General features: G+C 60.8%; 16 protein-coding genes and 2 pseudogenes. 7 read left to right on the top strand and 11 right to left on the bottom strand.

Features of this window, described 5'->3' with window-relative positions; translation table 11 throughout:
• The first annotated feature begins 69 nt into the window (after positions 1-69).
• On the top strand, positions 70-588 hold the full coding sequence (locus ACFZPT_RS20400) for a YkgB family protein (protein ID WP_003464991.1): 519 nt from the start codon (positions 70-72) through the stop codon (positions 586-588).
• Between the two features lie 29 nt (positions 589-617).
• Here the strand turns inward: ACFZPT_RS20400 and ACFZPT_RS20405 are convergent, their stop codons facing one another.
• Positions 618-1,463, bottom strand: a complete 846-nt coding sequence (locus ACFZPT_RS20405) for an AraC family transcriptional regulator (RefSeq protein WP_003464995.1) — start codon at positions 1,461-1,463, stop codon at positions 618-620.
• A gap of 567 nt (positions 1,464-2,030) precedes the next feature.
• Here ACFZPT_RS20405 and istA point away from each other — a divergent pair.
• From istA to ACFZPT_RS20420, 3 genes and pseudogenes are all read left to right on the top strand, one after another.
• Positions 2,031-3,530, top strand: a complete 1,500-nt coding sequence (istA, locus tag ACFZPT_RS20410; RefSeq protein ID WP_101509640.1) for an IS21 family transposase — start codon at positions 2,031-2,033, stop codon at positions 3,528-3,530.
• The gene (gene istB, locus ACFZPT_RS20415) at positions 3,523-4,326 is read left to right on the top strand and encodes an IS21-like element ISPst3 family helper ATPase IstB (RefSeq protein ID WP_054882055.1); all 804 of its coding nucleotides are present in this window, start codon (positions 3,523-3,525) and stop codon (positions 4,324-4,326) included. Before istA ends, istB begins: the two co-directional genes overlap by 8 nt.
• A 189-nt stretch (positions 4,327-4,515) precedes the next feature.
• A pseudogene (locus tag ACFZPT_RS20420) lies at positions 4,516-4,764 on the top strand (Tn3 family transposase); the annotation flags it as partial.
• Here the strand turns inward: ACFZPT_RS20420 and ACFZPT_RS20425 are convergent.
• The 7 genes and pseudogenes from ACFZPT_RS20425 to merR all read right to left on the bottom strand — a co-directional run bounded on the left by ACFZPT_RS20425 (position 4,761) and on the right by merR (position 8,968).
• The gene (locus ACFZPT_RS20425) at positions 4,761-5,510 is read right to left on the bottom strand and encodes an ABC transporter substrate-binding protein (RefSeq protein WP_134612791.1); all 750 of its coding nucleotides are present in this window, start codon (positions 5,508-5,510) and stop codon (positions 4,761-4,763) included. The pseudogene ACFZPT_RS20420 and the gene ACFZPT_RS20425 sit on opposite strands and share 4 nt — an antisense overlap.
• A gap of 280 nt (positions 5,511-5,790) precedes the next feature.
• Positions 5,791-6,015, bottom strand: coding sequence for a DUF2798 domain-containing protein (locus ACFZPT_RS20430; protein WP_003465037.1), 225 nt, complete (start codon positions 6,013-6,015; stop codon positions 5,791-5,793).
• A 54-nt stretch (positions 6,016-6,069) separates the two neighbouring features.
• Positions 6,070-6,771, bottom strand: a complete 702-nt coding sequence (locus ACFZPT_RS20435; protein ID WP_003465039.1) for a cysteine hydrolase family protein — start codon at positions 6,769-6,771, stop codon at positions 6,070-6,072.
• A gap of 90 nt (positions 6,772-6,861) precedes the next feature.
• Complete coding sequence (locus tag ACFZPT_RS20440) at positions 6,862-7,452, bottom strand: TetR/AcrR family transcriptional regulator (protein WP_003465041.1); 591 nt, start codon at positions 7,450-7,452, stop codon at positions 6,862-6,864.
• An 81-nt stretch (positions 7,453-7,533) separates the two neighbouring features.
• Complete coding sequence (locus ACFZPT_RS20445) at positions 7,534-8,211, bottom strand: GntR family transcriptional regulator (protein ID WP_016487046.1); 678 nt, start codon at positions 8,209-8,211, stop codon at positions 7,534-7,536.
• Positions 8,212-8,280: 69 nt separating this feature from the next.
• Positions 8,281-8,478 (bottom strand): annotated as a pseudogene (locus ACFZPT_RS20450) (SDR family oxidoreductase); the annotation flags it as partial.
• Between the two features lie 91 nt (positions 8,479-8,569).
• The gene (gene merR, locus ACFZPT_RS20455; RefSeq protein WP_003089120.1) at positions 8,570-8,968 is read right to left on the bottom strand and encodes an Hg(II)-responsive transcriptional regulator; all 399 of its coding nucleotides are present in this window, start codon (positions 8,966-8,968) and stop codon (positions 8,570-8,572) included.
• Between the two features lie 74 nt (positions 8,969-9,042).
• Between merR and ACFZPT_RS20460 the strand changes: the two genes are divergently transcribed.
• The 3 genes from ACFZPT_RS20460 to ACFZPT_RS20470 are packed head-to-tail and all read left to right on the top strand — an operon-like array spanning position 9,043 to position 9,901.
• Entirely contained in the window at positions 9,043-9,393 is a 351-nt protein-coding gene (locus ACFZPT_RS20460; RefSeq protein ID WP_003089115.1) for a mercuric transporter MerT family protein, read from the top strand.
• A 12-nt stretch (positions 9,394-9,405) separates the two neighbouring features.
• Entirely contained in the window at positions 9,406-9,681 is a 276-nt protein-coding gene (merP, locus tag ACFZPT_RS20465; RefSeq protein ID WP_379555610.1) for a mercury resistance system periplasmic binding protein MerP, read from the top strand.
• A gap of 7 nt (positions 9,682-9,688) precedes the next feature.
• On the top strand, positions 9,689-9,901 hold the full coding sequence (locus tag ACFZPT_RS20470; RefSeq protein ID WP_003089113.1) for a GDCCVxC domain-containing (seleno)protein: 213 nt from the start codon (positions 9,689-9,691) through the stop codon (positions 9,899-9,901).
• A 12-nt stretch (positions 9,902-9,913) separates the two neighbouring features.
• Here the strand turns inward: ACFZPT_RS20470 and ACFZPT_RS20475 are convergent, their stop codons facing one another.
• Genes ACFZPT_RS20475 through ACFZPT_RS20485 form a run of 3 tightly spaced genes read right to left on the bottom strand, consistent with a single transcriptional unit; the run spans position 9,914 to position 13,560 of the window.
• Positions 9,914-12,907, bottom strand: a complete 2,994-nt coding sequence (locus ACFZPT_RS20475; RefSeq protein WP_003299771.1) for a Tn3 family transposase — start codon at positions 12,905-12,907, stop codon at positions 9,914-9,916.
• 3 nt (positions 12,908-12,910) lie between these two features.
• Positions 12,911-13,321: a putative toxin-antitoxin system toxin component, PIN family gene (locus tag ACFZPT_RS20480; protein WP_003150546.1), complete on the bottom strand. Its 411-nt coding sequence runs from the start codon at positions 13,319-13,321 to the stop codon at positions 12,911-12,913.
• Positions 13,321-13,560 (bottom strand): ribbon-helix-helix domain-containing protein, encoded by a 240-nt coding sequence (locus tag ACFZPT_RS20485; RefSeq protein ID WP_003089107.1) that lies wholly within the window; start codon positions 13,558-13,560, stop codon positions 13,321-13,323. The genes ACFZPT_RS20480 and ACFZPT_RS20485 overlap by 1 nt, the downstream gene beginning before the upstream one ends.
• Positions 13,561-13,594 lie beyond the last annotated feature (34 nt).

The raw sequence follows: 13,594 nt of genomic DNA on the forward strand, positions 1-13,594 counted from the left end.
TCATCTCATCGCCAACGCATACGGCGTTCGGCAGCCAACACACTCTCACTCACTACTGGAAGCTCAGACATGAAAACCATAGGCATTGAAAACTCGAAGTCCAGCGTACAGGCCCACTTAACGCTTGGAACCAAAACTATGGGGCTAGGTATCTATGGCGCGTACTTGGCTCTCGCTATTATTTACTTCTGGTTCGGCGGCATGAAATTTACCCACTACGAGGCCGAGGGCCTGGTTCCACTGGTGAGCAACAGCCCGCTTTTGGGATGGGTGTATAGCATTTTTTCGGTCGACATGTTCTCCAGCCTGCTCGGCATACTAGAGATTTCGATCGGCACTCTGATCGCAGGCCGCATGCTGTCGCCCAAACTATCCGTGGTAGGAGGCGCTCTGTCTGCAGGCCTGTTCTTCACAACCCTTAGCTTTATGTTTTCCACTCCGGGCGTCATTGAGCCTAGTTTAGGGTTTCCGGCGATTTCCGTTGCGCCAGGTCAGTTTCTGCTTAAAGACTTAGGGTTGCTTGCTGTTTCGATATTTGTGGCAGGCCATTCGCTGGTTGAACTGGAAAAACGTAAAATTAATGCATAATTTTTTCAATGGCTTAAGGCAGTAATGCCTTAGGCCTTTTTGCCATCATTTTCCCCCGCCAGATCTTTCAACCAGTCACGAGGGCTCAACCCCGTCTTGCGTCTAAATGCGCGAGACAGCGCCGAAGGACTTTCGTAGCCGACTTGAGCTGCAATCAGCGTAATCGAGCGCCCTTCTCGCATCAGCTTCTGAGCCAGGCTAACTCGCCAACTCAACAAATAATCAGCAGGCGTCTGTCCGATGACACTCTTGAAATGCACGGCATACGCAGCGCGTGACATATTTGACTCACTGGCCAGCTCTGCTATTGACCAGGCATGTTCCGGGGAGTTGTGCATCTGTAAAAGCGATCGGGCAAGCCGCATGTCGGCCAGTCCAGCCATCATTCCGGTGCGCAACTGGTGATGATCGAGCAGGTAACGGAGCAACAGAATGATTAGGAGCTCAAATAAGCGCTCAAGCGCGGCTTCCCTTCCACAATGCACATTTGCCGCCTCGGCAAACATCCACTCCAACGTGTCTGCCAGCATGGGCAGATCATCGAGTGCGAGCACCAAACAGTCCGGTAATGAAGCCGACAAAGGATTATCAATTCCGCCCTCAAACTCCATGGAAGCACACAACAACTTTGCGCCATCGGACTCACCCGCAAACAATTGATGCTTGGCGGGGCGTGGCATAAAAATCAAGCTAGGGCGAGTGAGCTGCAAATCCTTGCGATCGGGACCAAGCAACGTCACGCTGCCGGCCTGAAGCAGATGGATATAACCTCGCCGCTCGGCGCCATCGTAAGATGCAGAGCCGCATAGGTCGCCGTCATAGAACAGATTGGCCCGCACGCCGAACCGCGAGAGCAAATTAGACAAACGATCCATTGGCCGATCCTTGACGAGTCAGAACGCACAGACCATACCATCTGCGTTGTCGTTCAGTGCCTGTAGCGAACACAATGTCATCAACCTAAGCTGCAGCCCTGCCCAAGGCAAGCCCCCCGAAGCAGCCAGCCGCCATGGCCGTCGGGCGATGACCAGGCCTCTGCCGCTCAATCAGGCGGTCTAACTGGGCTGGCGGTGATGTGATCATCGTCTGTTCCGGCTGTCTAGGCGAGATTTCTCGTTCTCCGGACGAGCCTATGCCGACCGCTTGTGGCCAGCTTTTTTTTGCACGGAGGTTGGGCGGTGGTGTTTCTTCAGCGCGTCGGTTTGTAGCCCTCACAACCTCGGCTGGCTGCGCGTTTGCGTTGGCGCGCAAAGCTACGGCCTGAGCGTACGGCACTGAGGCTTTTAGCCATCAAGGCCAGCACATTGCTCAGCCCCTGAGCACAGTGTGTTGCCGCTGACCGAAAACTGACCCAGTAGAGGCTGTTCTGCCGACTGAAAACTGACCCAGGTGTTCAACTGCTTCTGCTCAATTTTTGAGCAGGAGAACACAGGGTGATCAGTATGGAAATGATGGGCAAAATTCGCCGGATGTATTTCCGCGACAAGCTGTCGCTGCATGAGATAGCCAAGCGCACCGGGTTGGCGCGCAACACGATTCGCAAGTGGGTCAGAGCACCTGAGGCCAAGCCGCCGGTCTACCAACGCCGCGCGATCTTCAACAAACTCAGCCCTTTTCACGCCACGCTGGAGCAGGCGCTAAAAGCCGATTCGCTGCGGCCCAAGCAACAGCGGCGCAGTGCCAAGGCGCTGTTGGCGCAAATCAAAGCCGAAGGTTATGACGGTGGCTACAGCCAGCTCACCGCGTTTATCCGTGCCTGGCGAGGGGGACAGGGCAAGGCGTCGCAGGCCTTTGTGCCGCTGACCTTTGCTTTTGGCGAGGCGTTTCAGTTTGACTGGAGCGAGGAAGGCTTGCTGGTCGGCGGCATTTACCGGCGTATGCAGGTGGCACATCTGAAGCTGTGTGCCAGCCGTGCGTTCTGGCTGGTGGCGTATCCGAGCCAGGGCCATGAGATGTTATTCGACGCCCATACACGCTCGTTCGGCGCCTTTGGCGGCGTGCCGCGCCGAGGCATCTACGACAACATGAAGACCGCCGTCGACAGGGTCAATAAGGGCAAAGGCCGCACGGTGAATGCGCGTTTTGCGGTGATGTGCGCGCACTACCTGTTCGATCCAGACTTCTGCAACGTCGCCGCTGGTTGGGAAAAGGGCATCGTTGAAAAGAACGTGCAAGACAGCCGCAGGCGCATCTGGCTAGACGCCCAGGACTGCCATTTTCACTCCTTCGAGGAACTCAATGCCTGGCTGGGCCAGCGCTGCCGCGCGCTTTGGAACGAGCTGACGCACCCGCAATACAGCGGGCTCAGTGTGGCCGAGGTGCTGGAGTTGGAGCGCGCCGAACTGATGCCTATGCCCGCGGCCTTCGACGGTTACGTCGAACGGCCTGCGCGGGTTTCCAGTACCTGCCTGGTCAGCGTCGGGCGTAACCGCTACTCGGTGCCTTGTGAGTACGCCGGTAAGTGGGTCAGCAGCCGTTTGTATCCGACCCGCATCGAGGTGGTGGCCGATGATGCGCTGATTGCCAGCCATGCGCGTTTGCTGGATCGCGACCAGGTCAGCTACGACTGGCAGCACTACATCCCGCTGATTGAGCGCAAGCCCGGCGCGCTGCGCAACGGAGCGCCCTTTGCTGATCTGCCAGCGCCGCTGCGTCAGCTCAAGCACGGACTGAAACGTCATGCCGGCGGTGATCGGATCATGGTGCAAGTCTTGGCTGCCGCACCAGTGGCTGGGCTCGATGCCGTGCTGGTAGCCGTTGAGCTGGTACTGGAGAGCGGCAGCCTGAGCGCCGAACACATCCTCAATGTCGTGGCACGGCTGACAGCATCCGAACCGCCGCCCAGCGTCGAAACCCACTTGTCGCTCAAGGAAGCCCCCGTCGCCAACACGGCGCGCTACGACCGCCTGCGTGGCCAGACCGAGGAGATCGGTCATGCGTGATTTGATGGCGGAACTCAAGGAACTGCGCCTGCACGGCATGGCCACTGCCTGGGCGGAGTTAACTGTGCAGGGTGAGTCGAACACAGCCTCGTCCAAGTGGTTGCTTGAACACCTGCTGGAACAGGAGCACACGGATCGTGCCATGCGCTCGGTGAGCCACCAGATGAACATGGCCAAGCTGCCGATGCACCGCGATCTGGCCGGCTTCGACTTCAGCGCCTCCAGCGCCGACGCTCGCTTGATCAGCGAGCTGGCCAATCTGAGCTTTACCGACACCGCGCAGAACGTGGTGCTGATCGGCGGCCCAGGCACCGGCAAAACCCACCTGGCCACCGCACTGGCCGTGTCCGGCATCACCCGGCATGGCAAGCGCGTGCGCTTCTACTCCACGGTCGATCTGGTCAATCTGCTGGAGCGCGAAAAACACGACGGCAAAGCCGGGCGGATCGCTCAGGCACTGCTGCGCATGGATCTGGTCATCCTCGACGAGCTGGGGTATCTGCCCTTCAGTCAGGCCGGTGGCGCGCTGTTATTTCACCTGCTGTCCAAACTGTACGAGCACACCAGCGTGGTGATCACCACCAACCTGAGCTTCGCCGAATGGTCGAGCGTGTTCGGCGACGCCAAGATGACCACCGCCCTGCTGGATCGGCTGACCCACCACTGCCACATCGTCGAAACCGGTAACGAGTCCTATCGCCTGCAACACAGCAGCTTGGCGGCCCAGGCCAAGATCAAATCACGGGAGCGAAAGCGTAAGGGCGGCCAGGAACCGGAGGACGATGAGCCGTTCTGATTTCATGGCGACGACGGCCTGCTACATGGCTGCGTGTGGCAGGTCTTAAACAACTGAACTGGGCTAGCGAAGGAGTGGGGGCAACAGCAGCTGCGCTGGTAGACTTATCCACAGTTGCTGGTAACAAAATCAGCAATCCGCCCTGGGTCAAATTTCAATCGGCAGGGTGGGTCAATTTTCCATCAGCGCCAACAGCGCTACCGGGCTAGCGGCCTCAATCTGGTAACGGCTGCCGTCGTGTTGTGGAACACGGTCTATCTGGAACGGGCTGCGCACGCGCTGCGTGGCAACGGCCATGCCGTTGATGACGCGCTGTTGCAGTACCTGTCGCCGCTCGGTTGGGAGCACATCAACCTCACCGGCGATTACCTCTGGCGCAGCAGCGCCAAGATCGGCGCGGGCAAGTTCAGGCCGCTACGACCGCTGCAACCGGCTTAGCGTGCTTTATTTTCCGTTTTCTGAGGCGACCCCTGTACGGCGGTGATACGGCCGTTCCAGGCCTGGATCATGTCCACTTCGCCGTCGCTGATCAGCTGCGCCGACTGCCCGCCGGACGTCCACCAGGTGGCGATGTCGGGCTTGATCTGCTCAAGCTTGCGGAAGGCGCGATCGACGTCCAGCGGATAGAGCTTGTCCATCGGCACGCCATCGGCCAGCAGCGCGATTTCCAGGGTTGGACGTGGCAGGTTACGTAGGGAGCGCTGGCCCGGGTATTTTTTGGTGTCCCAGAAGTCGGCCCAGGTCTTGGGTACGTCCGCGCCTTTGAACGCGTCCGTGCGATACGCCAGCACCGTGGAGTAGCTGATGTAGCCGACGCTGTATTCGTCCTTGAGGCTGTCGGGTATTTGCGCGGCATTGGGAATCAGCGCAAGGTCGAGCTTCTCGAACAGCCCTTCGGCTTCGCCACGGATGCAGTCGCCAGTGGGCAGGTCCACCACGTCCCAGGTGACCTTGCCGCTCTCGACCTGGGTCTTGATGATCGGGTAGGCCTTGGGCGAGCTGTCCTGTTTGAGCGTCAGACCGAGCTTTTTCGCCGCAGGCTCCAGGATCGCCTTGCTCTGGGCTTCCTGATAAGCACCGCCCTGGGATACGAACGTGATGTCCTCGGCCATGGCCTGGGTGGCGCTACCGATGAACAGGGCCAGACTCGCGAGTTGGAAAGCTGTAGTGCGCAATGTGCTCATGGAAAGACTCCGAATGGTTGGCAGATTTTCTTGGGCGAGCTGTAGGTTTTGTTGTCGGTCGCTCTGCGGGACCATGGAGGTCTAATGTACCGGCTTGTCCGTGAACGAAGCGGCTACAAATGCGCGGATGAAAAGTGGTTTATTGCGAAAATGCGAACGGGCACAGTATTTCGTGCGTCGGGTGCGGGCTTGCGCGCCTGTCGCGAGCAGCCCCGAAGCCCCCGGTAGGAGCGAGCATGCTCGCGATGGCGGTGTGTTGGGTGAGTCATAGCCAAGTCATTCAGCCCACCGTCATCCGCCTCACCACGCGCCGAATCATCGGCGCCGCCAGCACCACCACCGGCAACATCGATACCCACGACAGCGCCCACGCGTTCAACCAGCGGCCGGCAAAGGCCAGGTCGAGCGCATGGGGTGTGGTGGCGATGGCGGCCGCGACCGCGCAGGTCAGGCCGGATTGAACGACGCCGAAAACGAAATGCTCATAACGGGCGGGGATTTTCATCGGGGGTTCTCGAGAAAGAGCGGGGGGGCGCGATGCCCGGCCGCTCGGGCACGATCAAGCCGGTTGCAGTTGCGCGATAGTCTCTTCGGTGGTCCACAGCCCGTGGGCGAGGAAGCGGTAATTGATGATGGCCGCCAGGTAGCCGTCGCCATCCGGCAGGCGCGGGCCGGCGGTGGCGTCGCGTACCACGACTATTTCAAAGCCCTGTTCGAGCAGTTCGCGCAGGTGTGATTCCACGCAAAGGTTGGCCGCCATGCCGGCGAGGATGATCTGCGACACGCCTTTCTTGCGCAATTGCAGCGCCAGGTCGTTGGTTTCCGGGCCGTAGACCTTGTGCGGCGAGGCGATGATGGTCTCGCCGTCGAGAATGTACGGCTTGTAGATCTCGAGGAAATCGGCGCCGGAGCCTTCGAAGTTTTCCAGGGTGTTCGGTCCCTTGCGATCGAACATGCAGATGCTGTGCATGACCTTTTCCAGCGGACCGCCAAAATGCCAGTCGTGGTCGTGCGGGTAGTAATAGTGTGGCGACACGGCCACGGGCAGGTCGTGAGCCTTGAAGGCCTTGAACAGTTTTTCCAGGTTTTCGACGGTGTTGTTCTCGACGATGCTCTCACCGAACACCGCCCAACTGGCGCCGGCAGGGCTGAGGAAGTCGTTCTGTGGGTCGATGACCACCAGGGCGGCTTTGCTCAGGTCGAGCTTGAAACCAGTGGCAGGCAGTGCGGGTTCGGCGGGGTCGGCGTACAGATGGCTCATGACGATTTACCTCTTGGGTGCTTGCGTGGATGAGACGTGAATGTTGCTTTATATAAATGACCAGTCGTCTTATTAATGAGGAAAAAAAACTCACTCCAATAGCCGAGGCAAGACCATCGATACGAAACGCTGCAGAGGTGCACCGTCGCGCAGGACCTTGCCGCGCATGACCGCACCTTCCCAGCCTTCGACGATGACACTGGCCAGCGCTTCGGCGTCGTGAGTTTCAGAGAGTTCGCGGCGCTGCTGCGCTTCACGCAGGCAGCTCGCGAGCAAACCTTCCCAGCGCGCCAGCACATCGGCCAGACGCTTGCGGGTTTGTTCGCTGCCATTGGACATTTCCAGGGACAGGTTGCCAATCAGGCAACCCAGGCTGTATTCATGCTCGCCGTGCTCGAGCACCAGGGCCTGGAAGAACTGGCCGATGCGCTCCAGCGGCTTGACCCGGGCGTCGTAGAAGATCGGCCCGTGGCGGGTTTCGATCGAGGTCCAGTATTCCTCGAGGATCTCTGCCGCGAAGTCTTCCTTGCTGGCGAAGTAGTTGTAGAAAGAGCCCTTGGGAATCTCGGCAGCGGCGGTGATGTCCTGGACGCCGCAGCCGTTGAAGCCACGGTTGTGAACCACCTGGCGGCCAATCGACAGCAAACGGGATCTGACTTCGAGGTTGACCGGGCGAGCCATGACAGAGACATCCAGTGATGAGAAAGTTTTAATAAACTAACTGGTCATCTATGTTTCGTCAACAGTCGAATTGACTGCCAATCAGTCCGCCTGCGCCATCTCGATGTACTCGAGCATCTTCTCGTTGCCATCGAGAATGTCACGGCAGATGGCCGCCCGTGCCGCCGCGCCATCGCGGCGCTTGAGTGCGTCGAGCACTTCCCAGTGATGGTCGATGGCCATGCGCTCGTTGAAGTTGCCATAGGCACGGGCGATCAGTGGGCCGGTGCGCATCCACAGGCTATCGAGCAAACCCGCCAGCACCGGCATGCGCGCGATGGTGGTCAGCGCGTAGTGAAATTGCTGATTGCACTTGAGAGCGGCTTGCAAGTCCTGGGCGTTGATCGCGGCGATGTTGTTTTCGATGCAGGCTTGCAGGTCTGCGAGTTCGCTGTCGGTCACCAGCGCGGCGGCCGTCTCCGCAGCCAGGCCTTCAAGCGCCAGGCGGATGCTGCGGATCTCGCCGTATTGCGCGGCGGTGAGGATGGGTACGCGGATGTCACGCGGGGTCTTGAGGATCAGCGCCTGTTCCTTGGCCAGTTGCAGGATCGCGTCGCGCACCGGTGTGACGCTGGTGCCCAGTTGTTCGGCCAGGTCGCGGATGCGCAGGCGGTCATCGGGCTGGAAACGCCCGGTGATCAGTGCCTCGCGCAGCAACTCGTAGATGCCACTGCCCAGGTAAGAGTGATTGAGGGTTTGAATAGGGTAGGGGTTGCTCATTGATCGCTCATCTGCGGCGGATGCCCGGCCCGAATGATGGAAGTTTCCGGCCGGGATTTCCAGATTATTTCAGACGTGCTGACCACCGTTGACATGAATCTCCGAACCGTTGATGTACGACGCGCCTCGGGTGCAGAGGAAATGCACCAGGGATGCGACTTCTTCCGGCTTGCCCAAGCGGTGCATGGGGATCTGCTGATCGACGATCAGTTCGGTCCCGGCAGACAGGATCGACGTCTCGATCTCACCCGGTGCAATCGCATTGACGGGGTTTGGGGAGCAATGGAACCAAAAACCAACGTAAGCTCTGAATCCCACCGTAAAGGGGCTTTCCGATCTCCAGCTCACCCGCCAGGCATTACTCTCTGATCAGTGCCTCGATGATCGGGCAGATCGTTCCGCCGTCTCCCGCATCACATTGCTGCACCAGTTCGCCTAACAGTTGCTGCATGACGACCAAGTCGGCCATCTTCTGCTCGATCAACGCGAGCTTGCGTGCAGCCCGTGCTCGCGTTTCGGCACAGGCGCACGACTCATCCAGCGTCAGCAGTCCACCGACTTCCGAGAGCGTGAAACCCAGCGCCTGAGCCCGCTTGATGAAACGCAGTCGCTTCACCATGTCCACCGGATAGCGCCGATGGCCACCCAAGGGTTTGGCTGGTTCATCCAGCAGCCCGCGTCGCTGGTAGTAGCGGATCGTCTCGACGTTCACCCCGGCGGCGTCTGCCAGCTTGCCAATGGTCAGCTCTGTGGCCATCACTTTCTCCTTGATTCCGTACTTTGGTACGGAGTTTAGAATAGCACCTAGGCAATCAGGCTCAGGAGATGGGAATGGGGATGCAACTCACCGGGAAAGGCTCGCTGGTCGCGAGTTCGCTGACCGCCATCGGTGCGTCGGTGTGCTGTGTCGGGCCACTGGTGCTGTTGGCACTCGGTGTCGGCGGTACGTGGGTGGGCGCTCTGACCATGATGGAGCCACTACGCCCCCTCTTCATCGGGTTGACTCTACTGTTCCTGGGATTGGCATTCCGCAAGCTCTACCTGGTGCCACAGGTTTGTACGCCAGGTACACCCTGCGCCGATCCGCGCACGCTCGTGCGACAGCGACTCGTGTTCTGGATCGTCAGCGTGCTGCTGCTCGGCCTATTGGCCGTGCCGTGGCTCGCCCCGCTGTTCTACTGAAGGAGATTAACCATGCGCAAACTGCTGATCGCCGTGCTTTTCGCCTTGCCCTTCGTGGCGCTGGCGGCTCCCCCGAAAACCGTCACGCTCGACGTGCAGAACATGACGTGCGGACTCTGTTCGATCACGGTCAAGAAGTCGCTGGAGAAGGTGTCCGGCGTGAGTGACGTCCAGGTCAATTTCGACCAGAAGACGGCGACCGTCACCTACGATCCCGATAAGGCCCAGCCCGAGGCACTGACTGAGGCGACCGCGAACGCGGGATACCCCTCCACAGTGCAGAAGTGAGGTCACGATGAGCGCCATTGTCCTTGAGTCCGTGCTGACTTGCCCGCGCTGCGGCTTCGCCAAGCCGGAAACCATGCCCACGGACGCCTGCCAGTTCTATTACGAGTGCAGCAACTGCAAGGCGCTGCTGCGCCCCAACCCAGGGGATTGCTGCGTTTTCTGTTCGTTCGGCTCGGTGAAGTGCCCGCCGATCCAGCAGCAGCTTGGGTGTTGCTCATAGCGTTTAGGGGGATCACAGGTCGTCGTCTGGATTACGCAGTGGCCGCAGCTCGCCGCGCGCAACTTCTTCCGGTACCGCAAAGGAATACCGCCCGAGCATGTTGATGTGCTCGTAGATCAGCGGCGATAGCCGGGCCAAATCCTCTTCCAGCACTGGATAGCCGTGCTGCTTGAGCCGTTCCACGGCCGCCGTCATGTAGAGGGTGTTCCACAGCACGATGATGTTCACCACCAGGCCCAGAGCACCGAGCTGGTCTTCCTGGCCTTCGCGGTAGCGCTGGCGGAGCTCGCCGCGTTTGCCGTGGAACACGGCGCGGGCCAGGCTGTGCCGGCCTTCGCCTCGGTTCAACTGGGTCAGGGTGGCGCGGCGCTTGGACTCGTCGTCGATATAGGTCAACGTGTGCAGAGTCTTTTCGATCCGCCCGAATTCGGCCAGCGCCTGGGCCAGCCGGGTGGGTCTATCTCCCGTTTGCAGCGTGCGCATGATGCCAGTCGCCGGCACCCGGCCGAGTTTGAGCGAGCCGGCCAGGCGCAGCAGGTCGTCCCAGTGCTCGGCGATCAGGTCGAGTTTGACCGACTGGCGGGCCAGCCCGTTGAGCTTGCCGTAGTCCGCGTCCGGGCGCGTGCGCCAGAAGCGGGTACCGCCGACATCGGCCAGCCGCGGACTGAAGTGGTAGCCAAGTAGGCGGAAGAGCCCGAACACCACATCGCTGTAGGCCCCGGTGTCGGTCATGATTTGCGTCGGCTGCAACTCGGTCTGCTGTTCCAGCACGACCGCCAGCAACACCAGGCTGTCGCGCAGCGTGCCGGGCACGGTGATGGCGTTCAGGCCGGAGAATTGGTCGGAAATCAGGTTGTACCAGGTGACACCCCGGCCGGTGCCGAAATACTTCGGATTGGGGCCGGCATGCACGGTGCGCACCGGTACGACGAAGCGCATGCCATCGGCGGAGGCGACCTCGCCGCCACCCCAGACTTGGGCCAGTTCCAGTTGGCTTTGCGCTCCGACCAGGATGGCGTTAGCCGCTGACAGGGTGTCGTCGCGGATATAATTCTGGCTGACCCAGGACAGCCGGTCACGGCGCAGCGCCGGGTTGTCGGTGCGGATCAAGGGCTCCAGGCCGGTGTTGCAGGCCCCGCCCAACAGCACCGCGCAGAGGCTGGTGACCAGGTTGTCGGCGCGTGCATTGCGTTCGGAGACATGGGTGAAGGCCTCGGAAAAGCCAGTGCGGGCGGCGATTTCCAAGAGGATTTCCGGCAGATCGACACGCGGCATCAGGTCAGACACGGCCGCCCGCAGTTGCAGCAACGAGCAGGGCTCGTCCAGCTTGTCCAGCGCCCCGAGCGACAGTTCGGTCTTGCCCTCGGTGTTCTCGCTCAGTTGAATCGCCGGGTTGTCGGGCAGGCGCGCGGCTACTGCCAGCCAGGTTGCATCCAGCTCGACGGACAAGGCGTCCAGGGTGGTTTTGGCGTCGATGGTCAGGCCCAGTGACCGGCAGATGATCGGTCGCGCCGCCAGCCATTCGGCACCGTCGAGCAGGCCAAGACGCGGGTCGGCATAGCGCCAACTGGGCGAGACGAAGACATCGCGGCGGCGCAGGGCCGTGCGCAGCGCATCGAGCGTGCAGAACACATAGGCACCCATGTCGAGGGAGCCATCTTCGCGGGTGATGTGCTTCTGCCAAGCCTTGGCCACGATCTCCTGCGGCGCGTCATCCTCTGGCTTCCGGCGCGGCAGGTTCAGTTGCAGCCACTCCAGACTAGCCGCCACGCCCTTGCCGGCCGGGCTGAAGCCGAAGCGGATGTGCTTGAGCAGGTCGGGCAGGAAGCGGCGCACGCTGCGGTAGCGCGCTTCCAATGCAAGAAAATAGACGTCATCTACCGGGCGGATCAGCGCGTTGACCTCTTCCAGGGCCTTTTCCAGGGTGGTCCTCGGCAGGTCGTTGAACAGCCGGGCGCGCACGTTGTCATCGCTGATCGAGCTGTCCAGCACGACCTTGCACGCGGCGGCGAGCGTCGCGGCCGACCGATCCAGGTCTTTCAGGCTGCGCATGCGGGCTTTCTTGTCGGCCTTCTCCGCGTTGCTGAACAGGTCGCGCAGCAAGGCCTCCAGGACTTCCAGTGCGTCGTCGTGCGCAGTCGCCTCCAGGCAGAGTGCGAAGGCCACCAGTGTCGCCATCCGCCGCGACGCCGGCAGCCGATTAATCGCGGTGACCTTGGCCGTGTTGGCGAAGCGGGCCAGGGCGGCGATACGGCTGGGAGGGATGTGCGCCGCCGCCGGCAAGGTGATGCCGATGCCGCGCACGTCATCGAGCCGGCGCAGTGCCCGAATCAACGCGGGGCCACTGACCATGACCGGGCCGGAGCGCAATTGATCCAGCCGGGAGCTGCGGTTGCCTTCGGCCACCGTCAGCAAGTCTTGCAGTTGCAATCGCTGTTCCTCAGTCACGCTGCGGCCCAGCGTAAACCAGAGGCGTTCTTCGACCCGACTGCGCAACTGGGCGATAAAGCGCTCTAGTTGAGACACACCAGGCAGGAGGACTTTCTGTGTGAACAGCCACGAGGTGGCTCGCTCAAACAGCACTCCCGGCCGGTCGGTGCCCGTCCAGCAGAGGGCATACAGCCAGCGGCTCAAGCGAAAGCCGATGCCCGGATCGGTGAAATGACGATAGCCAAAGCGGTTCTGAATATCGGTGGCATGTATCCAGCGGCGATGATCGCTATAGCGCTGGAGGCAGTCGGGGTCTGGAATCGCCAGTTGTCGGCAAAGCACCTGCAGGACTTCCACCGGCACGGCGGCGGGCTTGTCCGGCAGAACGCCAACGAAGCGGACGGTGGTCAGCAGAACGGCATAACCCAGACGGTTATGGTTACCCCGCAGCACCTGGATGGCTTCACGGTCTTCATCGCTCAGGTGGAAGTAACGTTCCAGCTCTTCACGGCTGGGCGAATCAACATAGCGGCCAAAACCGTCGCGTTGCTCTTGAGTCAGAAAACCGACCGGCATGGATCACAGCACCTCGACGCAGAACACGGCGGGCGTGACGATCCGCGTGCGTTCGATGTGCCCGCGTTGCAGCAGGCCGGCGCGGCGATCACCGGTTACCAGGTAGTCCGCATCGCCCGCCAAGGCCATGGCCAGCAAAAACGAGTCATCCGGATCATCGGCTTCGACCTCGATGGTCAGGCGCTCCAGTACCACAGCCCGTTGCAGGTTATTGATCATGGCGCCCACCTTGGCGGGCTGTAGGATGGCCTGAAGCTTGGGATAGCGGCTGGCTCGACGAATTTCATCGAGTTGCATCCGCGAGGTCACCACCTCGAAACGCGCCGCCCGCCAGGCACGGTAGATCGCATCGGGCGCGCCATGTGGCGAGATCAGGGCGCTGAACAGGATGTTGGTATCCAACACGACCCGCATCAGCGCTTACGTGCCCAGTCGAGCGCTTCGTCAACCGCGTTGGTCAATTCTGCCTCACTCAGATGGGCGTTAGCGGCCTTGGCCTGCTCAGCGCTCAGCTCCAGGATGTGTGCCCGTACCGCTTCTTCGATGAAGCGCGACAGGTCGCCCTTACGGCCGCCGCCCTGGCTGGCCAGAAACATCCGAAGCGACTGGTCGGTGTCGGCCGAGACGGCGACATTCCAGCGAATGGTATTCATAGCGTTCTCCGCTAATAGGTGTTTGTGTGTTTAT

The organism is Pseudomonas sp. MD330_10, from assembly GCF_042610415.1.
GTDB classification, from domain to species: Bacteria; Pseudomonadota; Gammaproteobacteria; order Pseudomonadales; family Pseudomonadaceae; genus Aquipseudomonas; species Aquipseudomonas rhodesiae.